General features: G+C 71.0%; 21 protein-coding genes. 8 read left to right on the top strand and 13 right to left on the bottom strand.

The genetic code is table 11. The features are described from left to right. Nucleotides 1-40: 40 nt before the first annotated feature. Genes G515_RS0101710 through G515_RS0101670 form a run of 9 tightly spaced genes read right to left on the bottom strand, consistent with a single transcriptional unit; the run spans nucleotide 41 to nucleotide 10,249 of the window. The gene (locus G515_RS0101710) at nucleotides 41-535 is read right to left on the bottom strand and encodes a beta-class carbonic anhydrase (RefSeq protein WP_028658733.1); all 495 of its coding nucleotides are present in this window, start codon (nucleotides 533-535) and stop codon (nucleotides 41-43) included. A 35-nt stretch (nucleotides 536-570) separates the two neighbouring features. Continuing rightward, nucleotides 571-2,370, bottom strand: coding sequence for an MFS transporter (locus tag G515_RS0101705; RefSeq protein WP_051217734.1), 1,800 nt, complete (start codon nucleotides 2,368-2,370; stop codon nucleotides 571-573). Then, entirely contained in the window at nucleotides 2,367-3,077 is a 711-nt protein-coding gene (locus G515_RS0101700) for an LppX_LprAFG lipoprotein (RefSeq protein ID WP_051217733.1), read from the bottom strand. Before G515_RS0101700 ends, G515_RS0101705 begins: the two co-directional genes overlap by 4 nt. Before the next feature lie 3 nt (nucleotides 3,078-3,080). Continuing rightward, nucleotides 3,081-5,588, bottom strand: coding sequence for a DNA gyrase/topoisomerase IV subunit A (locus tag G515_RS19035; protein WP_051217732.1), 2,508 nt, complete (start codon nucleotides 5,586-5,588; stop codon nucleotides 3,081-3,083). 34 nt (nucleotides 5,589-5,622) lie between these two features. Further along, a complete protein-coding gene (locus G515_RS0101690) occupies nucleotides 5,623-6,507 on the bottom strand; it encodes a hydroxymethylglutaryl-CoA lyase (protein WP_028658730.1) in 885 nt (294 codons plus the stop codon). A 26-nt stretch (nucleotides 6,508-6,533) separates the two neighbouring features. After that, nucleotides 6,534-7,766 carry a CaiB/BaiF CoA transferase family protein gene (locus G515_RS0101685; RefSeq protein ID WP_051217731.1) on the bottom strand — a complete coding sequence of 411 codons (1,233 nt, stop codon included), beginning with the start codon at nucleotides 7,764-7,766 and terminating at the stop codon, nucleotides 6,534-6,536. Then, nucleotides 7,759-8,442: a GntR family transcriptional regulator gene (locus G515_RS23225; protein ID WP_051217730.1), complete on the bottom strand. Its 684-nt coding sequence runs from the start codon at nucleotides 8,440-8,442 to the stop codon at nucleotides 7,759-7,761. The genes G515_RS0101685 and G515_RS23225 overlap by 8 nt, the downstream gene beginning before the upstream one ends. Beyond that, complete coding sequence (locus G515_RS0101675; RefSeq protein WP_028658728.1) at nucleotides 8,439-9,971, bottom strand: sodium:solute symporter family protein; 1,533 nt, start codon at nucleotides 9,969-9,971, stop codon at nucleotides 8,439-8,441. Before G515_RS0101675 ends, G515_RS23225 begins: the two co-directional genes overlap by 4 nt. Further along, nucleotides 9,968-10,249 (bottom strand): hypothetical protein, encoded by a 282-nt coding sequence (locus G515_RS0101670; RefSeq protein WP_028658727.1) that lies wholly within the window; start codon nucleotides 10,247-10,249, stop codon nucleotides 9,968-9,970. The genes G515_RS0101675 and G515_RS0101670 overlap by 4 nt, the downstream gene beginning before the upstream one ends. Before the next feature lie 183 nt (nucleotides 10,250-10,432). Here G515_RS0101670 and G515_RS0101665 point away from each other — a divergent pair, with 183 nt between their 5' ends. From G515_RS0101665 to G515_RS0101645, 5 genes are all read left to right on the top strand, one after another. Next, nucleotides 10,433-13,129, top strand: coding sequence for a bifunctional acetate--CoA ligase family protein/GNAT family N-acetyltransferase (locus G515_RS0101665; RefSeq protein WP_028658726.1), 2,697 nt, complete (start codon nucleotides 10,433-10,435; stop codon nucleotides 13,127-13,129). A gap of 214 nt (nucleotides 13,130-13,343) precedes the next feature. Next, entirely contained in the window at nucleotides 13,344-13,931 is a 588-nt protein-coding gene (locus G515_RS0101660) for a DUF5998 family protein (protein ID WP_028658725.1), read from the top strand. Further along, nucleotides 13,928-15,088 carry an alkaline phosphatase family protein gene (locus tag G515_RS0101655; protein ID WP_245565136.1) on the top strand — a complete coding sequence of 387 codons (1,161 nt, stop codon included), beginning with the start codon at nucleotides 13,928-13,930 and terminating at the stop codon, nucleotides 15,086-15,088. Before G515_RS0101660 ends, G515_RS0101655 begins: the two co-directional genes overlap by 4 nt. A 131-nt stretch (nucleotides 15,089-15,219) precedes the next feature. Next, nucleotides 15,220-15,999, top strand: a complete 780-nt coding sequence (locus tag G515_RS0101650; RefSeq protein WP_157570960.1) for a hypothetical protein — start codon at nucleotides 15,220-15,222, stop codon at nucleotides 15,997-15,999. 131 nt (nucleotides 16,000-16,130) lie between these two features. Next, the gene (locus G515_RS0101645) at nucleotides 16,131-16,784 is read left to right on the top strand and encodes a thymidine kinase (RefSeq protein ID WP_028658722.1); all 654 of its coding nucleotides are present in this window, start codon (nucleotides 16,131-16,133) and stop codon (nucleotides 16,782-16,784) included. 79 nt (nucleotides 16,785-16,863) lie between these two features. Here G515_RS0101645 and sepH read toward each other — a convergent pair whose 3' ends face one another. Both sepH and G515_RS19020 read right to left on the bottom strand, forming a co-directional pair. Continuing rightward, nucleotides 16,864-17,919 (bottom strand): septation protein SepH, encoded by a 1,056-nt coding sequence (sepH, locus tag G515_RS22405; RefSeq protein WP_051217729.1) that lies wholly within the window; start codon nucleotides 17,917-17,919, stop codon nucleotides 16,864-16,866. A gap of 157 nt (nucleotides 17,920-18,076) precedes the next feature. Further along, nucleotides 18,077-19,300, bottom strand: coding sequence for an MFS transporter (locus tag G515_RS19020; protein WP_051217728.1), 1,224 nt, complete (start codon nucleotides 19,298-19,300; stop codon nucleotides 18,077-18,079). A gap of 77 nt (nucleotides 19,301-19,377) precedes the next feature. On the opposite strand from G515_RS19020, the gene G515_RS0101630 reads away from it, so the two are divergent. The 3 genes from G515_RS0101630 (at nucleotide 19,378) to G515_RS0101620 (ending at nucleotide 21,944) form a co-directional block, all read left to right on the top strand. Continuing rightward, entirely contained in the window at nucleotides 19,378-20,496 is a 1,119-nt protein-coding gene (locus tag G515_RS0101630) for a ferrochelatase (RefSeq protein ID WP_036554005.1), read from the top strand. Between the two features lie 61 nt (nucleotides 20,497-20,557). Beyond that, nucleotides 20,558-21,397 carry an inositol monophosphatase family protein gene (locus tag G515_RS0101625; protein WP_028658720.1) on the top strand — a complete coding sequence of 280 codons (840 nt, stop codon included), beginning with the start codon at nucleotides 20,558-20,560 and terminating at the stop codon, nucleotides 21,395-21,397. Between the two features lie 256 nt (nucleotides 21,398-21,653). Beyond that, nucleotides 21,654-21,944 carry a DUF4193 domain-containing protein gene (locus G515_RS0101620; protein WP_028658719.1) on the top strand — a complete coding sequence of 97 codons (291 nt, stop codon included), beginning with the start codon at nucleotides 21,654-21,656 and terminating at the stop codon, nucleotides 21,942-21,944. Between the two features lie 93 nt (nucleotides 21,945-22,037). On the opposite strand, the gene G515_RS0101615 is transcribed toward G515_RS0101620, so the two are convergent. Both G515_RS0101615 and G515_RS0101610 read right to left on the bottom strand, forming a co-directional pair. After that, on the bottom strand, nucleotides 22,038-22,340 hold the full coding sequence (locus G515_RS0101615; RefSeq protein WP_028658718.1) for a DUF4235 domain-containing protein: 303 nt from the start codon (nucleotides 22,338-22,340) through the stop codon (nucleotides 22,038-22,040). A gap of 122 nt (nucleotides 22,341-22,462) precedes the next feature. Next, entirely contained in the window at nucleotides 22,463-22,927 is a 465-nt protein-coding gene (locus G515_RS0101610) for a DUF3093 domain-containing protein (protein WP_028658717.1), read from the bottom strand. Between the last annotated feature and the right edge of the window lie 57 nt (nucleotides 22,928-22,984).

Below are 22,984 nucleotides of genomic sequence, written 5' to 3'. Positions count from 1 at the left end.
CGAAGGAGTGGGAACCGGTGGGGCCGGTCTCAGGTACCGATCAGAACTTCTGCTCCAGCAGCCCGGTGTCGACGTCGTAGATGAACCCGCCGACCTGGATGGTGTCGGGGATCAGGGGGTGCGAGCGCACCTTCTGCACGTCGTGGTGGAGCTCGGCGACCTGGTCGGTGATGACGTGCAGCGGCTGCCAGGAGGCGTCCTGACCGGCCGCCTCCGACACCTTGGCGCGCAGTTCCTCCTCGGAGTTGCTGGCGACCGCACAGCGGGTGTGAGGGATGATCACGACGCGGTCGACGTTGAGCAGGTGGACGGCGAGCACCAGGGCCTCCAGCGCCTGCGGTGTGACGCGGCCGCCCGGGTTGCGCAGGATCTTGGCGTCGCCGGGGGAGAGCCCCACGATGCGCAGCGGGTCGATGCGCGAGTCCATGCAGGTCACGATGGCCACTCCGGCCTTGGCGATGCCGTCGAACCCACCCAGGTGGAAGTCAGCGGCATAGGTCTGGTTCGCAGCGAGGAGGTCGTCGAAGTTGCCCATGGGCACGAAGGTATCGGAGACGCTTCCCGCACGGATCAGCGGTGGCCGCGAAGCGCCTCACCAGCCGGCAGTTCGCGGGTCGGCGCGCCGCGGAAGAGCGCGATCGCGAGTACCGCGGCCAGGACGGCACACACGGCCGCTCCGGCGAAGACGACCTGCTCCTGGGCGATGCCGGCCTGCTGGAGGAGGTCGTTGTAGGCGTCGCACCGGGTCGGCCCGCCGCATACCTCGGCGGCCGGGGGCACATCCGCCTGCTCGGCGTAGTAGCGGCGCAGACCGAGCGCGGTGAGCGCCGAGATCCCGACCAGCATGCCGATCATGCGGGCCACCACGACCAGCGCACCGGCAAGACCGTGCACGGCCGGTGCGGTCACGGCCAGGACCGCGGCATTGACCGGGGCCAGCGCCAGGCCGAAGCCGAACCCGCCGAGCAGCAGCGGGACCGTCGCCGAGAAGTGGGCGAGACTGTCGAGGTCCCAGCGGCTCATCAGCACGAAGGCGGCCGCGGCCAGGAGCATCCCGACGCCGGCCACGATGCCGGCGCCGAGTCGGCGCAGCAGCCAGCCACCGACCACGGCGCCCGCCGGCAGCGCGATCAGGAACCGGACCAGCACCAGCGCGGCCATCAGCTGACTGTCGGAGTGGACGGTGGTGCGGGCGAAGAGCGGGATATCGATGAGCGCGGCCACCAGGGCCGCTCCGACGAAGAAGCTGACCAGTACCCCGCCCCAGGCGGCGCGGGGACGCAGAGTCGCGGTCGGGATCAGTGGGTCGGGAGTACGACGCAGGTGGACCACCAGGGCGATGGTGGCCACCGCGGAACCGGCGAGATACCAGCCGCCCTGCGGGGAGATCAGCTCCACCTGCGGGTCGGCCGTGGCGAAGGTGAGGATCACGCCGCCCAGGGCGACGGCGAGCAGTACGGCGCCGGGCAGGTCCGCGGTGCGTGCGGCCCGCCACCAGCCCCGCAGGTCCACCGCGGGGCGGGCGGCGAACAGGCACCGGAGCACGAAGCCGGCCAGCAGCGCGATCGTGGCCAGACCCAGCGGGGTGACCCAGCGTCCGAAGGGGGAGAGACCGGGGACCGGGATGTAGAGCTGTCCCCAGGTGAGGTCACGCAGGATCGGCTCGGGGCGCACCGCGGTCAGGACCCCAGCGGCGACGGCTGCGCACAGCAGCACCAGGCCGAGCACGTCGACCCGCCGTCCGGACGACGGATCGGCCGGGGGGCCCGCGTCGACGCGGCGCAATCGCCCGATCGCGACCGCCAGGACGGCGCCGACCACCAGGTTGAGCCCGAAGATCGCCCGCCAGTCGGCGACCGCCAACACGACGGCGCCGAGCAGGGGCCCCAGCACGCTGCCGATCTCCTGGACGGCCGAGACCAGGCCGAGCGGGACGCCGCGCCTCTCGACGGGGTAGAGGTCGGCGACCAGCGCCAGGGTCGCCGGCACCAGCGCACCACCGCCGACCCCCTGGAAGAACCGGCCGCAGACCAGCGAGGGCAGGTCGTAGGCGAGGGCGGTCACCAGGGAGCCGGCCGCGAAGACCACCAGGCCTGCGACCAGGACGGGCACCCTGCCGCGGAGATCGGAGATCCGGCCGATGAGCGGCAGCATCGCGACGTACCCGAGCAGGAAGCCGGAGACGATCGGCGCCGCCCGCTGGAGTTCGTCGACGGAGAGTCCGACGCCCTGCATGAGGTCCGGCAGGGCGAGCACGACCACGTAGGTGTCGGCGGCGGCGAAGGCCACCGCGACCGCGGCCAGGGTGAGCAGCGCGCGGGTGTGGCCGGTCCGGTGGGAGGGCTCGGCCGGACTCCCGGGCGAGGTCACGGGGCGCTGATCTCCTGCTCGAGCCCGTAGTCGTCCAGGGTCACGGTGTAGGTGATCGCCGCGTCGGAGCCGTAGAAGTCGCCGGTGAGTTCGGCGGTGCGGAGTTCGCCGTCCTCGGTGATCGTGTAGGTGGCCTCGACCTCACCGGAGGTGGAGGGGAACACCGTCGCGATGGCGTCGGCGGGCACGGTGCCGGAGTAGGTGGTCAGCACCTCGGTGTTGTCCGCGCCTCCGCGCACGCTCTCGCCGGCCTCGACCCCGGTCGTCTCGATGAGCAGGTCGGAGAGGCCACCGTCGGCGGCGATCAGCGCGGCCGGGTCGGGTGCGCCGTACTCGCCGGGGTCGATCTTCTGCCACCCCTGGGTCAGGGGAAGCTGTGCGAACACGGCAGCATCCACCGCGACGACCGGGACCCTGGGTTCGAAGCCCATCGCGCGGACCACGATCTCGCCCTCGAAGGCGGGGGCCCGGGTGAGCGCGCCCTCCGCCGCGATCAGCCCGGTGACGTCCTCGGGAAGATCGGAGCTGGTCAGCTCGATGCGTACGCCGGAGGTGTCGTCGAGGGTGGCCTTGGCGTCGGCCAGGACCTCGTCGGGGTCGGCTTCCGGGGTGTCGGAGCCTCCCGAGCAGGCTGCCAGCGCCCCCAGCGCGACCAGGGCGCCGGCCAGCCAGAGCGATCGGCGGCGTCGGGTGGTGAGAGTGGCCATCGGTCAGCCTTCCGTGGCGGAGTTGCCGGGGTGGGGAGGATCGCCGGCGTCCGCGGTGATCCCGAGGGTCAGTGTGACCGGGCCGGAGACGCGGGCGATCGGCTGGTCCGGGGCGAAGCCGGAGCCGTCCCGGCGTCCCTCAGCCGGGGGGAGCTCGACCGCCGATCCGCTGGCGGCAGCTGCGCGGGCGGGGGCCGGACCGGCCCAGCCGAAGACCAACGCGTCCTCCCCCTTGAGGAAGCGGTGACAGCGGACGCCGCCGGTGGCCCGGCCCTTGGCGGGGTATTCGACGAACGGGGTGACCTTGACCGAGCCGGCCTCGGTGCCCGGGAGTGCGGTGGAGGAGCCGGCGACGGTCACCACCACCCCGGTGTCGGGGTCCAGAGCGCCGAAGTGGACGACCTTCGCACCACCGGACAGTTTGATCCCGGCGACTCCGCCGCCGGTACGACCCTGGGGTCGGACCAACCCGGCCGAGAAGTGCAGCAGCGCCGCCTCGGAGGTGATGAAGCAGAGTGACTCCTCCCCGGTGCGCAGCTCCACCGCGCCGACGACCTCATCGCCCTCGGCCAGCCGGATCACCTCCCACTCGTCCTTGGACAGCACCTCCGGGTTGGTGCGCTTGACCACACCGTCGCGGGTGCCGAGGGCGAGGCCCAGCCCCTCACCGGTCAGCGAGCACAGGGCCAGGGCCTGCTCGCCGTCCTCGAAGGTGAGGTAGGTGGACAGCGGCAGGCCGCCGTTGACGTTCGGCTCGTAGGCCGACGCGGTGACCGCATGCAGGTCGATGACGCCCAGCCGCAGCAGCCGCCCGCGGGTGGTGACGACCCCGATGTCGGCCCGGGCGGTGGTGCGCACGGTGGAGACGATGACGTCGTGCTGGGTGCGCTCACCACCGGAGCCGAGGTGGTCGGCGTTGGTGGTGCGGGCGATCAGACCGGTCGAGGAGAGGAAGACGTAGCAGGGGTCGTCGGGGACCTCGACCGAGGCGGCGGCCAGTGCGGGGGCGCCGGCCGACTCCAGCAGGACGGTACGCCGAGGGGTGCCGTAGGTCTTGGCGACCTCGGCCAGCTCGTCGGAGACGACCCGGCGCAGCAGCTGCTCGTCGGCGAGGATCGCGTCGAGCTCCTCGATGGTGCGCTGCAACTCGGTCTGCTCCTTCTCCAGCTCGATCTTGGAGAACCTGGTCAGTCGCCGTAGCGCCATGTCGAGGATGTACTCGGCCTGGACCTCGGAGAGGTCGAAGACCGACTGCAGCCGCTGCTTGGCCTCGGGCGCGTTGTCGGAGCTGCGGATCAGCTGGATGACCTCGTCGATGTCGAGGATGGCGAGGAGCAGGCCCTCGACCAGGTGGAGGCGGTCGGCGGCCTTGTCCCGCCGGAACTGGGTGCGCCGGCGGACCACCTCGTAGCGGTGGGCCAGGAAGACCTCGAGCAGCTCCTTGAGGCCGAGCGTGCGCGGCTGGCCGTCGACCAGGGCGACGTTGTTGATGCCGAAGGAGTCCTCCAGCGGGGTCAGCTTGTAGAGCTGCTCGAGCAGCGCCTCCGGGACGAAGCCGTTCTTCAGCTCGATGACCAGCCGGGTGCCGTTGGCCATGTCGGTGAGGTCCTTCAGATCCGCGATCCCGGTGATCTTCTTGGACTGCACCAGGGTCTTGATCCGCTCGATCACCTTCTCCGCGCCCACCCCGTAGGGCAGCTCGGTGACCACGATCGCCTTGCGCCGGCCGCTTGGCTCGATGGTGGCGCTGGCCCGGATCTTGAACGAGCCGCGACCGGTCTCGTAGGCATCGCGGATGCCCTCCAGGCCCACGATCGCCCCGCCGGTGGGCAGGTCGGGCCCGGGCACGAACCGCATCAGGTCGTCGGTGCTCAGACCCGGCCGCTTGATCAGCTCGCGCAGAGCGTTGACCACCTCGACCAGATTGTGCGGGGCCATATTGGTGGCCATGCCGACCGCGATGCCGGTGGTGCCGTTGACCACGAGGTTGGGGATGGCCGCCGGCAGCACGCTCGGCTCCAGCTCACGCGAGTCGTAGTTGGGCCGGAAGTCGACCGTGTTCTCCTCGATGCTGCTCGTCATCGCCAGCGCAGGAGGGTCCATCCGGCACTCGGTGTAACGCATCGCGGCCGGACCGTTGTCCGGTGACCCGAAGTTGCCGTGCCCGTCGATCATCGGGAGCCGCATGGTCCACGACTGGGCCAGGCGCACCAGGGCGTCGTAGATGGCCGAGTCGCCGTGCGGGTGGAGACGACCCATCACCTCACCGACCACCCGGGCGCTCTTCACGTGACCGCGGTCGGGGAAGAGCCGCATCTGGTTCATCGTGTAGAGGATCCGGCGCTGGACGGGCTTGAGCCCGTCGCGGGCGTCGGGGAGGGCGCGGGAGTAGATGACGGAGTAGGCGTACTCCAGGAACGACGACTCCATCTCCTGCTTGATGTCGGTGTCGAGGATGTGCTCCTCGAAGTCGTCGTCGGGGAGATCCACCTTGGTCCTACGGCGTGCCATGGGGGCATTCTCCCCGGTGGCACCGACGGCTGGGTCAGGGGCTCGCCGGGAAGGGGCCGGCGCGGTGCAGCAGGCCGGTCAGCTCGCGGCCGAGGATCTCGCCCACCCAGCGGCTCACACCGATCACGGCGTCCAGGTCCACCCCGGTGTCCACGCCCTCGCGTTCGAGCAGGTAGACGAGGTCCTCGGTGGCGATGTTGCCGGTGGCGTTCGGCGCGAACGGGCACCCGCCCAGCCCGGCGACCGAGGCGTCCAGGACGCTCACGCCCGCCTCGACCGCCGCGTAGGCGTTGGCGTACCCGGTGTTGCGGGTGTTGTGCAGGTGCAGCCCCAGGGGGCGGCCGAGATGGGCAGCACCGCCGAGCAGGCGCTTCACCTGCCGGGGTACGCCGACCCCGATCGTGTCCGCGAACAGGATCTCGTCCGCGGTCGCGATCTCCTCGGCGAGGCCGAGCACCCGGCCGGGGTCGACCTCACCCTCGAAGGGGCACCCGAACGACGCGGCCAGGGTCACCGTGACCCGCCGCCCGTCCGCCCGGGCACGCTCGATGATGCGCCGGGTCGCGGTCGCCGACTCCTCGACGCTGCATCCCTGGTTGCGCTGGTTGAACGTCTCGGTGACGCAGAACGCGATGTGCACCTCGCTGACGGCGGTGTCGGTGAGCCGGTCGTAGCCGCGCTCGTTGAGCACCAGCGCTGATCTGGTCACGCCGTCGGGCAGCTCCGCGCGGCCGTCGACGACCTCGGGGTCGGCCATCTGGGGGACCCGCTTCGGGTTGACGAAGCTGCCCAGTTCGATGCGCGGCACGCCGGTCCGGCCCAGCCGGGTGACCAACTCGGCCCGCACCTGGGCACCGAGCACCTCGGGTTCGTTCTGCAGCCCGTCGCGCGGGCCGACCTCACAGATCTCGATCGTCATGCTGATTCCTCCTTCGCGCGAGCCGGTCAGATGACGCCGTCGTCGGCGAGCTGACGACGGGTGGCCTCGTCCAGTCCGAGCAGGCCGCCGTACACCTCGTCGTTGTGCTCGCCCAGCTCGGGGCCGACCCAGCGCAGCGCGCCGGGGGTGCCGGAGAGTTTGGGCGTGACGTTCTGCATGCTGAAGTCTCCCAGGGTGCGGTGGGTGAGGGTGGTGATCGCCTCCCGGGCAGCGAAGTGCGGGTCGGCGAGCATGTCCTCGGCGGTGTAGATCAGGCCCGCCGGGACCCCCGCCTCGTGCAGGGTCTCCAGGACGTCGTCGGCGGCCTGGGTACGCGTCCAGTCGGCGATCAGTTCGTCCAGCTCGGTCTGGTGCTCACCGCGTCCCTCGTGCGTGACGTAGGGGCCCTCGGTGCCCAGCTCGGGGCGGCCCATCGCCTCGCACAGGCGGACGAAGACGGTGTCGCGGTTGGCGCCGATGATGATCTGCGAGTCGTCCGCGGTGGGGTAGACGTTGCTGGGCGCGACCCCGGGCAGGATCGGGCCGGTGCGCTCGCGACGGTGGCCGGCGTGCTGCCACTCGGCGATCAGCGACTCCATCAGGGCGAAGACCGCCTCGTAGATCGCGGTGTCCACGACCTGCCCCTGACCGGTGCGCTCCCGGGCGAGCAGCGCCATCACCGCGCCGTAGGCGGAGAACGTGCCGGCCAGCGAGTCGCCCAGGGTGATGCCGATCCTGCTCGGGGCGCGGTCCGGCTCCCCGCTGATGTAGCGGACCCCGCCCATCGCCTCGCCCACCGAGCCGAAGCCGGCCCGGGAGGCATACGGCCCGGTCTGGCCATACCCGGTGACGCGCACGACCACCAGGCCGGGGTTGATCGCCCGCAGCTCGTCGTACCCCATGCCCCAACGCTCGAGGGTGCCCGGCCGGAAGTTCTCCACCAGTACGTCGGCGGTGGCGATCAGGTCGCGCATCAACTGCTGCCCCCGCTCCGAGCGCAGGTCGCAGGTGACCGAGCGCTTGTTGCGCGCGATGACCGGCCAGCTCAGCGCGGTGCCGTCGGCGGTGCGGGTGCCCCAGCCCCTCATCGGGTCGCCGTGCCGCGGGTCCTCGACCTTGATCACCTCGGCTCCGAAGTCACCGAGCAGCTGGCCGCAGAAAGGGCCGGCGATGAGGGTGCCGGCCTCGATCACGCGGTAGCCGGCGAGCGGGCCGCCGGACTCGGCGGGGCGGGGGGTCTCGGTCCGGGTCTCAGACATGGGTGGGCCTCCGGGTTTCGGGGTGGGGTGAGGGGTCTGGCTGGGGGGTCGAATGGTGCACGGCGTCGTGGGCGCCCCGGATGTGGGCGACCATGACCGCCTCCGCCCAGTCCCCGTCTCGGGCGGAGAGGGCGCGGAGGAGTTCTCGATGCTGGATGAAGCTGAGCCGGGTGCGCTCGTCGTCGTAGCTGTGGAAGGCGCGGCGCACCAGGCCGATCGCGATGATCCCCTCGAGCACGCCGGGTAGTAGTGCGTTGCCGGCGCCGCGGTGGATCTCGGCGTGGAAGGCCAGGTTGAGGTCGGTGAGCTCGGCCGAGGAATCCCCGGGCCGCGCATAGGCCGTCTCCATCGCCGCGCACAACTCCTCCAGACGGGCGAGGTCGGCGGCGCCGGACTCGGCGGCCCGACGCGCGGCGTACCCCTCGAGCAGGGTGCGCAGGTCCGCGATGTCGTCGGGTGCGGCGTGCACGTAGCCGGTCACGCGGGCGCCGCGGTTCGGGATGAGCTCGACGAGCCCGTCGCCGTGCAGCTGACGCAGCGCGTCGCGCACGGGGGTGCGGGAGGTGCCGAGCTGCTCGGCCAGGGTGCTCTCCCGCAGCCAGTCCCCCTCGGCGTACCGGCCTCCCAGGAGGTCTCGGCGCAGCCGTGCGTACGGCGCGTCGACGGACTCGCTCACGCCTCCACCCGAGCCGGGGGAGTCGCGAGGGCCGCCGGGGTCACGTAGTGCTCGGTGTCGGCCGACTCCGGGTCGCGATGGGGGAGGAGGAGCGAACCGACGACGCAGATCACGACGTTGGCGCCGAGACCGATCAGTCCGCCGGGTACGCCGTGCCAGCCGTCGGACCCGACGATCGTGAGCGCGCTGGCCACCAGTGCTCCGGTGAGCATGCCGAGGAACACCGGCCAGGCGGAGAGCCGCTTCCAGTAGAGCCCGAGGATGAACGCCGGTGCGATCTGGGAGATCAGCTCCATCTTGAGCACGAAGATGTCGTACAGGGAACCCGGCGGGTTCCAGGCGAGGACGAGCAGGATCGCGATGGCGATCACGCCGGCCACCTTGCCGACCATCACCTGGGCGCGCTCGCTGGACTCGCGGCCGATGTAACGGGCGTAGATGTCCCTGGAGACGACCGAGGAGAAGCTCAGCAGGGCTGAGTCGGCGGTGGAGACGATCGCGGCGACGACGCCGCCGAAGAAGATCACCATGATCACCCAGAACAGCGGATTGATGTCGGCCACCCGGTTGGCCAGGATGCCCACGAGCTGCTCGGACTCGGAATCGGAGAGCCCGGGCACCAGCACGATGCCGACGATCCCGACCACACAGACCACACCGGTGGTGAGCAGCGGCATCCAGGCCATCGCGGCGAGCGATCGCTTGAGGGTCCGCTCGGATCTGGCGGCATAGATCCGCTGGATGGCGTGGGGGTACATCGCGGCACCGAAGCCGATCATCACGATCATCGAGAACCAGTTGATCGAGGTGTCCATGTCGGGGACCCCGATCTTGGCGGGATCGCTCTCGCGCAGCTGCTGGGTCACGCTGCCCAGGTCGCCGCCGACCAGGTAGAGCACCCCGAACAGCAGCGCGAAGATGCCGACCAGGAGGGCGATGCCTTGCATGACATCGGTGTAGGCCACCGCCCGCATGCCGCCGGCCCAGGAGTAGACGAGCATGACCACGACGAAGCCCACCACGCCCAACTGGTAGGGGATCGTCTCCCCGGTCAGGCCGGCGATCGCGTGGCCCATCGCGACCAGTTGTTCGAGCAGGTAGTTGCCCAGACCCCACAGCATCAGGATCGTGGCGAGGAGGGCCACGGCCGAGGAGCGGAACCGGTGTCGGATCCAGTCCACGGGCGTGACGAACCCCTCCCGCTTGGCGATGACGTAGAGCCGAGGCGCGAACAGCAGGTAGATCACGATGATGCTGGTCATGAACGGCACCGACTGCCACCAGGCCACGCCCATGCGATATCCGGTGGGTGCATAGCCCACGACGGAGTTCCCGCTGTATTGCGTCGCGTAGAGCGTGAAGAAGAGGGCGACCAGCCCGAGGCCGTTGCCGGCCAGGTAGTACCCGCGGACGCTCTTGTTGGAACCCGGGCGCTCGCGTCCGGCCAGGAAGCCCACCAGGAGCATGATCGCCGCGTAGGCGACGAGAACGATCACACCGGCCGTACCGGCGAAGGCCAGGTCGTTCATCGCTGTGCCGCCTTGAGTTGCTCGGCACGCTCGGCCTCTTCGGCGTCCTCGACCAACGACCAGCCACGCAGGCAGACCCAGCACACGACGGCCGAGAGGAGTACGGCGGCCAGGACCGAGCCCAGGATCCACAGTGGGATGCCCAGCACGATGGGGTCGATGGTGCCCTCCGGGAGGTAGAAGGGCACCCCGGCGAGCGTGATCAGGACCAGGGCGATCCAGATGCCGGGGCGGCGGACGGGTTCGCGCATGCGGTTCGTTCCGGTGGGTGTGGCCATGGGTGCTCCTCGAGAACGCATTCAGGGCAACGTGGTGGACGTCACGAAGGATTGCATACGTTCCAGGCCATTTAGAAACGGTTCCACGGTTCGGGACGCGGAACTGTGCACAATCTGCCGTGGGGATCGGCTCCCCATGGCGGCACTCGGGAATCCCTGCGGTGGGCGGGTACATTTCGGGTCGTGACTTCGGCTGACGTGCCCGCACCTCCCGCGCACTGGGAGGCAGACGTCCTGCTCCGCGACGGAAGGACGGCGCACATCCGGCCGATCCGCGCGGATGACCGCGATCTCCTGGTGGAGTTCTACGCCCGGGTCTCCGACCAGTCGAAGTACTACCGGTTCTTCTCCCCGATGCCGCGGCTCTCCGATCGCGACATCGAGCGCTTCACCCACGTGGACCATCGGGACCGGGTCGCCTTCGTGCTGACCCTCCAGGGGCGGATGATCGCGGTCGGCCGCTTCGACGTCGTCCGGCCCGGCGAGGCCGAGGTCGCCTTCCTGGTCGAGGACCGCCACCAGGGCCGAGGGATCGCGCAGATCCTGCTCGAGCACCTCGCCCAGGCGGCACGGGAGCGCGGCATCTCCCGGTTCATCGCCGACGTGCTTCCCGACAACAACCGGATGATCCAGACCTTCCGGGACGCCGGCTACAAGGTGGCCAGCGGATACGAGGACGGCGTCATCTCCCTCGATTTCCCGATCGAGCCCACCGAGACCGCCATCGGGGTCATGCAGGGACGCGAGCACGTCGCCGAAGCGGCCTCCATCCACCGCTTCCTCAACCCCTCCTCGGTCGCCATCATCGGGGCCAGCCGGCGGCAGGAGACGATCGGTCAGTTGCTGGTGCGCAACATGGTGACCGCCGACTTCTCCGGTCGGGTCTACGTCGTCAACCCGCACAGTTCTGCGGTGTCCGGGCTGCCGGCGTACAAGTCGGTGCAGGACATCCCCGACGAGGTCGACGTGGCGATCGTCGCGGTGCCCGCCGAGGCGGTCCAGGACGTCGTCCTGGACTGTGCCGCGAAGGGCGTGCATGGGCTGGTGGTCATCTCCAGCGGATTCGCCGAGACCGGCGAGGAGGGCCGTCGCCGGCAGCGCCGGCTGGTCGGCCTGGCCCGCAGCTATGGTCTGCGCCTGATCGGCCCCAACGCGCTCGGGATCATCAACACCGACCAGTCGGTGAAGATCAACGGCTCGCTCTCCTCGGTGATGCCCCCTCGAGGCCGGGCCGGCTTCTTCTGCCAGTCCGGTGCGCTCGGCTCGGCCATCTTGGAGAAGGTGTCGCAGCGTGGTCTGGGCCTGTCCACCTTCGTCAGCGCCGGCAACCGCGCCGACGTGTCCGGCAACGACCTCCTCCAGTACTGGGAGGGTGATGACACCACCGAGGTCGTGATGATGTACCTCGAGTCGATCGGTAACCCCCGGAAGTTCTCCCGGATCGCCCGCCGGGTCTCGCTGCGCAAGCCGATCGTCGCCGTCCGCTCCGGCCGCACCACCCAGGGCGTGCCGATGGGCCACGCCGTACGCCGGATCGCGGCGCCCCAGCAGGCGGTCGACGCGATGTTCCGGCAGGCCGGCGTCCTCCAGGTCGACACCCTGGAGGACATGTTCGACGTCGCCCAGCTGCTGGCCCACCAGCCGCTGCCACGGGGCCGCCGGGTGGGGATCGTCGGCAACTCCGACGCACTCGGCCTGCTGGCCGCCGACGCTGCGGCCGGGGTCGGCCTGGTGGTCAACAAGCAGATCGCACTGTCCGCCGAGCCGACCGCCGAGGACTTCGAGGACGCGCTCGACTCGGCCATCGACGACCCCGAGGTGGACGCCGTGATCGCGGTGTACATCCCGCCGCTGAACGTGTCCGGCGAGGACATCGCCAACGTGCTCGCCGCGGTGGGGGAGCAGTCCGACAAGCCGCTGGTCTCCTCCTTCCTGGGGGCCGAGGGTGTGCCGGAGCTGCTGCGGGTGCCCGACGTCGCGGGCTCCACCGCAGGTCGCGGCTCGGTGCCGTCCTACCCGGCCGTGGAGAGCGCCGTGCGGGCCCTGGCCAAGGTCGTCGACTACAGCGTGTGGCTGCGCACCCCCGACCAGCAGGCTCCCGACGACGGCGAGGCCGACATCGCCGCCGCCCGGCTCATCGTCAACCGCGCCCTCTCCGCCGAGCCCAACGGCGGACAGATCCGGCAGGCCGACCTCACCGAGCTGCTCGCCGCCTACGACATCACCCTGTGGCGCTCCGTCCCGGTCGCCAGCGCCGACGAGGCGGTCGCCGCCGGGGCCGAGCTCGGCTGGGACGTCGTGCTCAAGGCCACCGCGGAGCACCTCCGGGAGCGTCCCGACCAGGCCCACGTGGTGCGGGGGATCGACAATCCCGAGGACATGGTCGACGCGTGGAACCAGCTCACCGAGCTGATCCAGCAGCCGGAGAAGGCCGGCTTCATCGTCCAGCGGGTCGCGCCACCCGGCGTACCCCTCACCATCCGGTCGATGGAGGACCCGCTGTTCGGTCCCGTGGTCTCCTTCGGGATCTCCGGCCCGCTCAGCGAGCTGCTCGCCGACCGGTCCTACCGCATCCCCCCGCTGAGCCAGCGCGACGCCACCTCGATGGTGCGCGAACTCAAGGCCTCGCCGATGCTCTTCGGCTACCGAGGCAGCGAGGTGGTCGACGTCGATGACGTCGAACGCCTGATCCGGCGGGTCTCCGAACTGCAGAACGACCTGCCCCAGGTCAGCGGCCTCGAACTGGGGCTGGTGCTCGCCGGGGTCGACGGCGCCAACGTGCTGGCCGCCTCCGCCCGCGTCGAGCCGGTCGCCGACCCCCGGTCCGACTGGTTCGTACGCCGGATGGCCGCTCTGCCCGGCGACACCATTCCCCAGTGAGCCGGGCCGTGCTGCCGCCGCGGCTCAGGACAGGGCTCGAGGCGGGGCTCGGGACTGGGCCCGGGACTGGGCCCGGGACTGGGCTCGGGACTGGGCCCGGGACTGGACTCAGGGCGGAGTGGAGACCGTGACCCGACCCGACCGAGGGCGACGACGCTGGCACCGCCGGGCCTCCCGGCCGGAGCCGTCGGGTGGTCGTGTCAGACTTGACGCTATGAGTCAGACCCGCACCGACGACCTCGACCGCACGCTGGAGTTGCGTGAGGCGGTCGACCGCACCGGCTACTACCCCGAGGTCGTGGCCGACGGTGTCTTCTCCTCGGTCGCGGGCGAGCCGGTCGTCTCCTTCTTCGTGCACCACGAGCCCACCTTCGAGCAGGAGGAGGTGCGGCGGCACCAGTCGGTGCTGGTCCTCACCCCCACCCGGCTGATCCTCACGCACACCGACGAAAACCCCGGCGACGACCTGCTGCCCGACCCGTACACCTCGACCTCGACCGAGGCGGTGCGGCTCAGCTCGGTGACCTCGGTGGTCGTGACCCGCATGGTCGCCAACCCGAGCTCCGGGCCGGTCGCGCCGGCCGAGGCGGTCATGACCATCGGGTGGGGCGGCGTGTCGCGGATGGACCTCGAGCCGGCGGGTTGCTCCGACCCCCAGTGCGAGGCCGACCACGGCTACACCGGGGTGCTGTCCTCCGACGACTTCTCCCTGCGGGTCGCTGCGGCAGCCGACGGCGCCGACGCGGTGACCCGACTGCTCTCGTTCGCGTCGGCCCTCTCGGCGCGCACGCACGCCGCGTGAGCACACCGGCGGCGGGTGGCGCCGGACCGGTGGACCCTGCCGACGGGCCCGCAGGGTTCGTGCTGCCGGCCTACGCCGAGCGTTCCGTGGGCGACATCGTGCCGGCGGTCTCGCACGCGCTCGGACTGACCCCCGCTCTCCCCGGCGGACTGGTCCTCCCGGAGGCGCCGGCCTACGTCGTCTTCCTGATCGACGGCCTGGGTCAGCGGTTGCTGCGGAGGTACGCCCACGCTGCGCCGTACCTCTCCGGGCTGGTCGACCACACCGGCACCGCCGGGGTGCCCTCGACCACCGCGACCAGCCTGACCTCGCTCGGCACCGGGCTCACGCCGGGCATGCACGGGCTGGTCGGCTTCACCACCCGGGTGCCCGGCACCGACCACCTGCTCAACGCCTTGCAGTGGCGCAAGGACGTCGAGCCGACCCAATGGCAGCCGCACCCCACCGCGTTCCAGCAGCTGCGCGGGCTGGGTGCTCCGGTGACGGTGATCAACAAGCGCGAGTTCCAGACGAGCGGCCTGACCGTGGCCGCGCACCGCGGGGCCGAATACGTCGGAGCGGACAAGGTCGGCGAGCGGATCGCGGCCGCGGTCGCGTCCACGGCCGAGCGCGGCTCGCTCACCTACCTCTACGACGGTGACCTGGACTGGACCGGTCACCGCTACGGCGTCGCGTCCTCGCCCTGGCTGCAGCAGCTCTCCATGATCGACGCCGAGGCGGAGCAGTTGCGCGAGGCCCTGCCGCCACAGGTGCGTCTGGTGATCATCGCCGACCACGGCATGGTGGACAGCCCCGTCGAGGCGCGCGTCGACGTCGAGGACCATCCCGAGCTGCGCGACGGGGTCGCGCTTCTGGGCGGTGAGGCCCGGTTCCGGCATCTGTACTGTCAGCGGGGTGCCGTCGAGGACGTCGTGGCGACCTGGCGGGCACAGCTGGGGGATCGGGCCACGGTGCTCACCCGCGAGGAGGCGGTGGGTCGAGGCTGGTTCGGCACCGTCGAACCCGCCGTCCGGCCCCGGCTCGGTGACGTCGTGGTGGCCGCGCACGGCGAGCACGCCATCGTCTCCACTGCGGACTTCCCGTACGAGACCAGGCTGGTGGGTCTGCACGGCTCGCTGACGCCCGACGAGATGCTCATCCCCGTACTCGTGGACTGAGCACGTCCGCGGCCACCGGTGACGGGCGGTCGTCGAACGATCCGTGGTAGACACGGCCGAAATTACCAGGGATCGGGTATGTGCAAGGGACGGCCCGTGGGCTAGGACCTGACGGGGCGAGCATCGGGAGTATGACCAGACCCACTTTCCAGGGCATGTGGGCCGGTGCAGTGACGATCGTGCTCGCATTGACGGTCCTCACCTACGCGCCCGCCACTGCCGCGACCCAGAACCGCAACGGGACGCTGAACGCCAACGATTCCAAGATGGACGTCGTCACCATCAACGGTACGACCGACACCTGCGGAAACCAGGGCACCTTCGACGTCCGCTTCGAGGTGATCCCGTGGACCGCGCCGGTCGGGGGCACCACCGAGTTCCGCCTCACCAGCACACCCAACTCGATCGCGTCGTTCTACATCTACGACGGTCCGTTCAACCCCGCCCAGGGCACCAAGAACTGCCTCGCAGCCGACAACTCCGTCGACACCCCGGCCAACGAGAAGACGGTCACGATCACGGCCCGTGACGAGAAGACCTACCGGATCGTCGTCTTCGACGACTCTGGCGCCCAGAACGGGGCGTCCTACCAGCTCGCGATCGAGATCCCCGGCGGCAAGGCCACCGACCCCCAGAAGGGACCCGGCAAGAAGTTCCTCGCGCTGCCCGGCTCCTTCTCCTGCGGCGACCTGAAGGCGAAGGTGACGTGGCGAGCTCGCGCCAACAGGGTGCGGTCCGCCGTGATCAGGGCGAACCGTCGAATCGTGGCCCGAGTCGGCGACCGCAAGATCCGCCCCTTCAGGACGAGCGTGGTGCGGAACCTGCCCGGCAGCACCAACCGGATGAGCGCGACGCTCCGCCTCAAGGGTGGCGGGAAGGCAGAGGTGAGACGCTTCTACACGCGCTGCTGATCGCCTGTGAGCGCGCCCGTCTATCCGGCCGTCCGGGCGGTTCGACACGGGCCGAACCGGCACCGTGCCTGAGCGCGAGGAACAACCGAGGCGCTGATCTCGCCGGTCGACCCGGATGAGAGGATCGGGCCGTGGCCGAGCTGACCTTCTGGACCGGGACGATGGACGCGGGCAAGTCGACCCTCGCGCTGCAGACCAATCACAACCACTCGGCCCGGGGCCGGAGCGGCCGGATCTTCACCACGCACGACCGCGGCGGCGAGCAGCAGATCACCTCCCGTCTCGGTCTGCGCCACGATGCCCTCGAGGTCACACCCGACCTGGACTTCTGGCAGTACACCGTGGACGCATTGACCCACGGAGCCCGGATCGACTACCTCATCTGTGATGAGGCGCAGTTCTACACGCCGGGGCAGATCGAGACGCTCGCCAAGATCGTCGACGAACTCCAGATCGACGTCTTCTGCTTCGGTATCCTCACCGACTTCCGTACGCGGCTCTTCCCGGGCGCGGCCCGGCTGGTGGAGCTCGCCGACCGTACCGAGGTGCTCCAGGTGGAGGCGCTGTGCTGGTGCGGCAAGAGAGCGACCCACAACGCCCGCACCGAGGACGGCATCATGGTCGTGGAGGGCGAGGTCGTCGTGGTCGGTGACGTCGAGGATCTGCAGGGGCCACCTGCCGAGGTGGCCTACGAGGTGCTCTGCCGCCAGCACCACCGGCGGAAGTTGACCGCAGCCCGTGCGAAGGCGGTCTCACTGGCTCCCGAACCGCTCCCGTTCGGCTGAGCGGGGCCCGCGCCGCTCGGCGAGCAACTCGGGCCGGCGCCCAACCGAGCGGGCGACGACGGCCGACGTGCTCGCGCGTCTAATCCGAGCTGCCGCCACCGAACATGATCTCGTCCCAGGAGGGGACGGAGGCCCGGCCGCGGCTCTTCTTGACCGTACGACGGGCAGGGGTCGGCTCGGGCGCCTGCGGGGCCGCATCCTGCCCCGCCTCGTCCTCGGCAGGCTCCTCCGCCGACACGTCGGCCCGCTCCCGGATCGCGGGCTGCTCGGCGGTGGGGGTGTCGTCCGGTTCGAGGAATGCCTCGATCGGCTGCGGGGTGGTGCGCGGCATCCCGCCGGGACGCCGGCGCGGAGCGTGGAAGTCGTCCTCGACGTCGTCGTCGGTCCGGTCACCGGTCAGGTCGGACGGGGTGGGGGAGACCGCGGAGAGTCGTCGCGCCCGGACCTCCTGAAGGTCGTCGGAGGCGGGAGCCGGCGCGGGGGGTCGTTCACCGACCAGCCAGCGGGCGTCGTCGTTGTCGAGCGAGACGAAGTTGCCTCGGGCGTCGAAGGTGAGCTCGGCCGTGCCGGAGCGCTGCGGGGTGTCGACCAGGGCGACGAGGGTCCAGCGACCGTCGTGTCGGCGCCACGCGTCCCACTCGATGGTCTCCGGGTCGATGTCGAGACCGGCCAGGTGTCCGGCCACCGCGTTGCCGAGGGTGCGGGCGCCGCCGGTCTCACCGACCCGGCGGCGTACGGAGGCGCCCTGGGCGCGCTGGGCGATGTGCTGGCGCTCGGCCAGCACCGGAGCGGCGAAGGCCATGATCCGGTCGACGGTGGTGTTGGCCGCCTCGGCGACGGACTCGGGACTCTCGCCGGAGCGGATCCGGGCCTGGATGTCGCGGGGTCGCAGGGAGGCTTCCATCTTGTTCTCCAATCGGCGCGCACCCACGAGTGGTTCGAGGGCGCCCCGGAAACGGTCATCGAGGGTGAGCACGAACTCGTGGCCCTCGCCATCGACGAGGTGGAGTCGGCTGCCGTCGCGGCTCACCGACGAGAAGGTGAGGCTCCGAGGACGGGTGTCCGGGGTCGGAACCGTGCCGGTCGACCCGGTGGGGGTCTGACCAAGCAGCTCGGGAATCTCTTCGGCCGACATCCTCGTCTCTCATCGTTTCGTGCGTCCGAGCCTACGTCAGCTCCTGGGGCGATCCCGGACGCCACTCCGGCGTGTGCGCCACTCCGAGACCAGTATCACGAAGAACGTCCGCTACCTGCCGGAGCCCGGGTGACATGGGCCATCATGGCGGGTGCGGTCAACCTGTTTCCGGTGGGACCGACGGCTCGGCGGGGCGACCCGGCAGGAGCACGGCGGCGGCCGCCGCCACCAGGCCAGCGACCAGGCACACGGCGTACGCGCTCGCCGCCGTGTGGTGATCGACGACCAGTCCGCTGAGGCTGGCGCCCGGGGCGACGCCGGCGGTGATCCCGGTGTGCATGATCCCCATGCCCTCGGTGATCCTCGCGGGCGGGACCGCCTGCTCCACCACCGAGAAGGTGGCGGCCAGGGTGGGGGCGATGGCCAGGCCGCCGAGGAACATGATCAGCGCCAGCACCGCGACCGAGGAGGCGAACAGGGCGGGTAGCCAGGCCAGTCCCATCGCCAGCGCGCCCCACCTGACCCGGATCACGGGCCCCCGCCGCCACTGGACGGCCCCGGCGGCGAGCCCCGCGATCAGGCTGCCCACGGCCATCACGGCGAGGAGCACACCGGCCATCGTCGGCTGGTCCTGCTCGTCCGCGAAGGCGATCGTGACGACTTCGCTGGCCCCGAACAGCACGCCCAGGGCGACGGCGACGACCGCGAGCGGTGCGACCGTGCGCCAGGGCATCGGGGGTCGGCTGGCACGCGCCCCCTCGGGGTGCACCGGGCGGGGGTGTGGCGGAGGCTCGGTGTCGCGCTGGGCCGAGAAGGCCAGGGTGCCCACGACGCAGGCGATCGCCGCGCTGCCCAGACCGGCGACCGGGTGGATGGTGGCGACCGTGAAGGTGACCAGCATCGGGCCGGTGATGAAGACGGCCTCGTCGACGACGCCCTCCAGGGCAAAGGCGGTCTGGAGTTGGCGTGAGCGGCCCAGCACGTACGCCCAGCGGGCGCGGGCGGCCGATCCCACCAGCGGCAGGGCCGCGCCTCCGATCGCCGCGGAGAGGCAGACGACCGGGAGGCTCCAGCCGAACAGGACCGAGACGATCAACAGCACCATCCCGACGCCGAAGACCATGGCGCAGATGCTGAGCACGCGGCCCTGGCCGAACCGGTCCAGGAGCCGGCCCTGACCGATACCCGCGACCGCGTTGGCGACCATGAAGGACGCCGAGACCAGTCCCGCGACGGCGTAGGAGGACGAGGCCGCCTCGACCAGGAGCACGATCCCCAGGCCGACCATCGAGATCGGCAGTCGCGCGACCAGGCCGAGCAGGCTGAACCGCAGCGTGCCCGGGTGCTGCAGCAGGCGGCGGTAGGACTCGAGCATCGGCATGTCGCCGCTCACGCTAAGGGGTGGCCCGGGGACGGGCGATGCAGGGGTGGGATCGGTGAGGAAATACCATGCGCAGCATGGCCACCGACGTCCAGCCCTACGACGCCCTGCTCCTGCTGTCCTTCGGTGGACCGGAGAAGCCCGAGGACGTCGTCCCGTTCCTGGAGAACGTCACGCGCGGGCGTGGGATCCCCCGCGAGCGCCTCGAGGAGGTGGGCCAGCACTACTTCCTGTTCGGCGGCCGCTCGCCCATCAACGACCAGAACCGGGCGTTCCTCAAGGCACTGCGGGCAGACCTGGCGGCCCACGGCATCGATCTGCCGGTGTACTGGGGCAATCGGAACTGGGATCCGTATCTGTCCGACACGCTCCGGCAGATGAAAGCCGACGGTGTCGAGCGGGTCGCCTGTTTCACCACCAGCGCGTACGCGTCGTACTCCTCCTGCCGGCAGTACCGGGAGAACCTCCACGACGCCGTCGCCGAGCTGGGTGGAGTGCAGGACGCGCCGCGGATCGACAAGCTGCGCAACTACTTCAACCACCCCGGCTTCGTCGAGCCGGTGGTCGAGGCCACCGTGACCGCCCTCGCGGACCTACCGGACGCCGTCCGACGGGACGCTCGGCTGCTCTTCGTGACCCACTCCGTCCCGACCGCGATGAACGACGCCTCGGGGCCGGCCTCCGAAGGCGGCGGCGCCTACCTCGCCCAGCACCTCGACGTCGCCTCGGTGGTGGCGGACCGGGTCGCCGAGCGCACCGGTGCCGACCGGGCCCACGAGCTCGTCTTCTGCTCGCGCTCGGGCGCCGCCCACATCCCGTGGCTGGAGCCGGACGTCAACGACCGCCTCGAGGAGCTCGCCGCCCAGGGCGTGCAGGCCGTCGTCCTGATCCCGGTCGGATTCGTCTCCGACCACATGGAGGTCATCTACGACCTCGACACCGAGGCGCTGGCCACCTGCTCGCGTCTCGGTCTGGAGGCCCGGCGCGCGGCCACCCCGGGCGATGAGCTCCGGTTCGTCGGTGCGGTGCGTGAACTGCTCCTCGAGCGGGCCGCCGCCGAGCGCGGTGAGGCGGTGACCCGTCCGGCGATCGGTCGCACCGGTCCGCTGTGGGATGTCTGCCCCGCCGACTGCTGCCTCCCGACCCGCGGTGGCGTCCGGCCCACCCTGTGCGGCGCCGACGCCCCGGTTGCCTGACCGATCCGGGCTGCCGGGCTGACCGGATAGGAGCCGTCGTCGCCCGGTAGCCTCGGTGACGATGACGACGCCCGCCGCCTCCGAGGAACTGCTCGCCATCGCCACCGAGGTCGCCCGTCGGGCCGCGGCTCTGATCCGGGACCGTGCCGTCGGCGAGGTCGAGGTGGTGGCGACCAAGTCCAGCGACGTCGACGTGGTCACCCGGACCGACCGCGACAGCGAACTGCTCATCCGGCGACTGCTGCGTGAGCGCCGCCCCGGCGACGGCTTCTTCGGCGAGGAGGGCCGGGAGGAGGTCGGTACGACCGGAGTGCGCTGGCTGATCGACCCCATCGACGGCACGGTCAACTTCCTCTACGGACTGCCCGAGTACGCCGTGTCGATCGCCGCCGAGCAGACCGGATCGGACGGCGCACAGACCGTGGCCGGGGTGGTGATCAACGCGGCGAGCGGGGTGGAGTACACCGCCCACCGGTCCGGTCCCGGACCCGGTCGGGTCGTGGCCCGCCGGGACGGGCATCGGCTGACCGTGCGTGGCCCTTCCCCGATGGCCCAGCGACTGGTGCTCACCGGGTTCTCCTACGACGCGGGGCTGCGAGAGCAGCAGGCTCGGAGCCTGGCGGTGCTGATCCCCCGGGTGCGCGACATCCGTCGCCACGGGTCCTGCGCCCTGGAGTTGTGCCACCTCGCCGAGGGCCGGGCCGACGCCTACGTCGAGGAGGGCGTCAACCCTTGGGACTACGCCGCGGGAGCGCTGGTCGCCGAGGGCGCTGGTGCCCGCGTGCGGGTCGGGCGAGGCGCGGCGGGCCGCACTCTGGTCATCGCGGCGCCGGAGCATGGGTTCGACGAGTTCGAGGCCCTCGTGCACGAGGCCGGATACGCCGCTCCCGGCCGCCCCTGAGCGGCCGCCCGATCGGTCCTTCCGGCCTGGCCGGAGGCGTCGCGACACGCCGAGGCATGCGTCCTCTGCGACGTCGTGTGGATCACGCTCGCACCCGGTCGCTGAGCGGGAATACCGGCGCTCGATCAGATGTTCCTGTCGCGCCACACCTAGTCGGTGTGCAAACCGGGTGGGAATAGTGCACAATCACGCCCGCACGGTCGGGGGTCGGGCCCCGATGACGGCCGAGACCCGGCCTGGACGAGAGGGGATGAGCATGGCGACGGACTACGACGCACCGCGCAAGAACGAAGAAGAGCAGTCCGAGGAGAGCATCGAGGAGCTCAAGGCCCGCCGGCACGACAAGAACTCCGGCAAGGTAGACGAGGACGAGGCGGAGGCCGCCGAGTCGTTCGAGCTGCCCGGAGCCGACCTCTCCCACGAGGAGCTCGCGGTCGAGGTCAAGCCCAAGCAGGAGGACGAGTTCACCTGCATGAGCTGCTTCCTCGTGCACCACCGCAGCCAGCTCGCCGACGAGAAGAAGATGATCTGCTTCGACTGCGCGTGAGTGCGATGCTCCCTGACCGGGGTGACCCGGTGCAGTGACGACGAAGGCCGCAACCCGAGGTTGCGGCCTTCTTCCGTCCGGTGACCCCGAGGGTCACTCGCCGTCGTGCTCCAGCTGGCCGGGCAGATGACCCGTGGAGCGGGTGTAATAGTGCGCGGCCTGACGCTGCACCAGCATCCTGGCCAGCGCCACAGCCGCCCCGGAGGCGATCGCCCACAGCACTGCCTCCCGGATGGACACGTCGGGATCGGCGGGGTTCTGCGGGGGCTTGCGGCCGGTCGCGAACCGCCAGCCCTGGTCCATGCCCTTCCGGGCGACCGCGGCGGCACCGAGCGCGGCGACCAGCGACATGACGGCCCATACCTTGGAGTTGGACGACTCCTTGTTCTCTGCCATGCGCCTCACCCTACTCACGCCCTCCGTCCGTGCCGCGAGACTCCTGCCGGATGGGGGCCGAGAGCGATCGGCGTCCTCGGTCCGAGGTCGCCGAGTGGCTCGGGCGGGCGCGCTGCGCGCGGTCAGTCGCGGGGCAGGCCGTTGAGGGTGCGTGCGAGAGCGTCGGGGTGGCGGGTCGAGACCAGCCAGTACGGCGCCGGGTCGCTCGGGTCGGTGACCTCGACCCGCACGGCACGCTTGAGGTAGGGCCGCATCAGGAAGTAGGCCCGCGCATCGGCGTCGCGGCCGTGGGCCAACCTGGCCCCCTCCGGGTCCAGCGCCTCCGCGGTGCCCAGGTCGGCGGCCGAGATCCGGGCCCGGCCGGCCCGGAGGGTGCCGTCGGCGACCGAGAGCTGGGCGGATCCGTAGGCCAGGAAGGCCAGCGCCATCAGTCCGAGCACGGCCGCGGTGACCGACCAGGCCAGCGTCTCCGGCACGGCCACGATCAGGGCCAGCCACAAAGTGGCCACCAGCATCACGCCCTGGACCCACCAGCGGAGGGGGACGCTGAGCCGCTCGTGGTAGGCGGTCCGGGTGGAGGGGGTCACAGCGTCAGAGTTTCTCATCCCGCACCCGCCCCGCCGAAACCCGGCCCGGTCGGGACG

It is taken from the genome of Nocardioides insulae DSM 17944 (assembly GCF_000422825.1).
Classification (GTDB): Bacteria; Actinomycetota; Actinomycetes; order Propionibacteriales; family Nocardioidaceae; genus Nocardioides; species Nocardioides insulae.
This window is presented reverse-complemented; position numbering and strand designations above follow the sequence as displayed.

What these genes read in the sequence shown, in the direction of transcription:
- G515_RS0101710 (WP_028658733.1), bottom strand. Translation starts at nt 535, where the DNA reads ATGGGCAACTTCGACGACCTCCTCGCTGCGAACCAGACCTATGCCGCT.
- G515_RS0101700 (WP_051217733.1), bottom strand. Translation starts at nt 3,077, where the DNA reads ATGGCCACTCTCACCACCCGACGCCGCCGATCGCTCTGGCTGGCCGGC.
- G515_RS19035 (WP_051217732.1), bottom strand. Translation starts at nt 5,588, where the DNA reads ATGGCACGCCGTAGGACCAAGGTGGATCTCCCCGACGACGACTTCGAG.
- G515_RS0101690 (WP_028658730.1), bottom strand. Translation starts at nt 6,507, where the DNA reads ATGACGATCGAGATCTGTGAGGTCGGCCCGCGCGACGGGCTGCAGAAC.
- G515_RS0101685 (WP_051217731.1), bottom strand. Translation starts at nt 7,766, where the DNA reads ATGTCTGAGACCCGGACCGAGACCCCCCGCCCCGCCGAGTCCGGCGGC.
- G515_RS0101675 (WP_028658728.1), bottom strand. Translation starts at nt 9,971, where the DNA reads ATGAACGACCTGGCCTTCGCCGGTACGGCCGGTGTGATCGTTCTCGTC.
- G515_RS0101670 (WP_028658727.1), bottom strand. Translation starts at nt 10,249, where the DNA reads ATGGCCACACCCACCGGAACGAACCGCATGCGCGAACCCGTCCGCCGC.
- G515_RS0101660 (WP_028658725.1), top strand. Translation starts at nt 13,344, where the DNA reads ATGAGTCAGACCCGCACCGACGACCTCGACCGCACGCTGGAGTTGCGT.
- G515_RS0101650 (WP_157570960.1), top strand. Translation starts at nt 15,220, where the DNA reads ATGACCAGACCCACTTTCCAGGGCATGTGGGCCGGTGCAGTGACGATC.
- sepH (WP_051217729.1), bottom strand. Translation starts at nt 17,919, where the DNA reads ATGTCGGCCGAAGAGATTCCCGAGCTGCTTGGTCAGACCCCCACCGGG.
- G515_RS19020 (WP_051217728.1), bottom strand. Translation starts at nt 19,300, where the DNA reads ATGCCGATGCTCGAGTCCTACCGCCGCCTGCTGCAGCACCCGGGCACG.
- G515_RS0101630 (WP_036554005.1), top strand. Translation starts at nt 19,378, where the DNA reads ATGGCCACCGACGTCCAGCCCTACGACGCCCTGCTCCTGCTGTCCTTC.
- G515_RS0101625 (WP_028658720.1), top strand. Translation starts at nt 20,558, where the DNA reads ATGACGACGCCCGCCGCCTCCGAGGAACTGCTCGCCATCGCCACCGAG.
- G515_RS0101620 (WP_028658719.1), top strand. Translation starts at nt 21,654, where the DNA reads ATGGCGACGGACTACGACGCACCGCGCAAGAACGAAGAAGAGCAGTCC.
- G515_RS0101615 (WP_028658718.1), bottom strand. Translation starts at nt 22,340, where the DNA reads ATGGCAGAGAACAAGGAGTCGTCCAACTCCAAGGTATGGGCCGTCATG.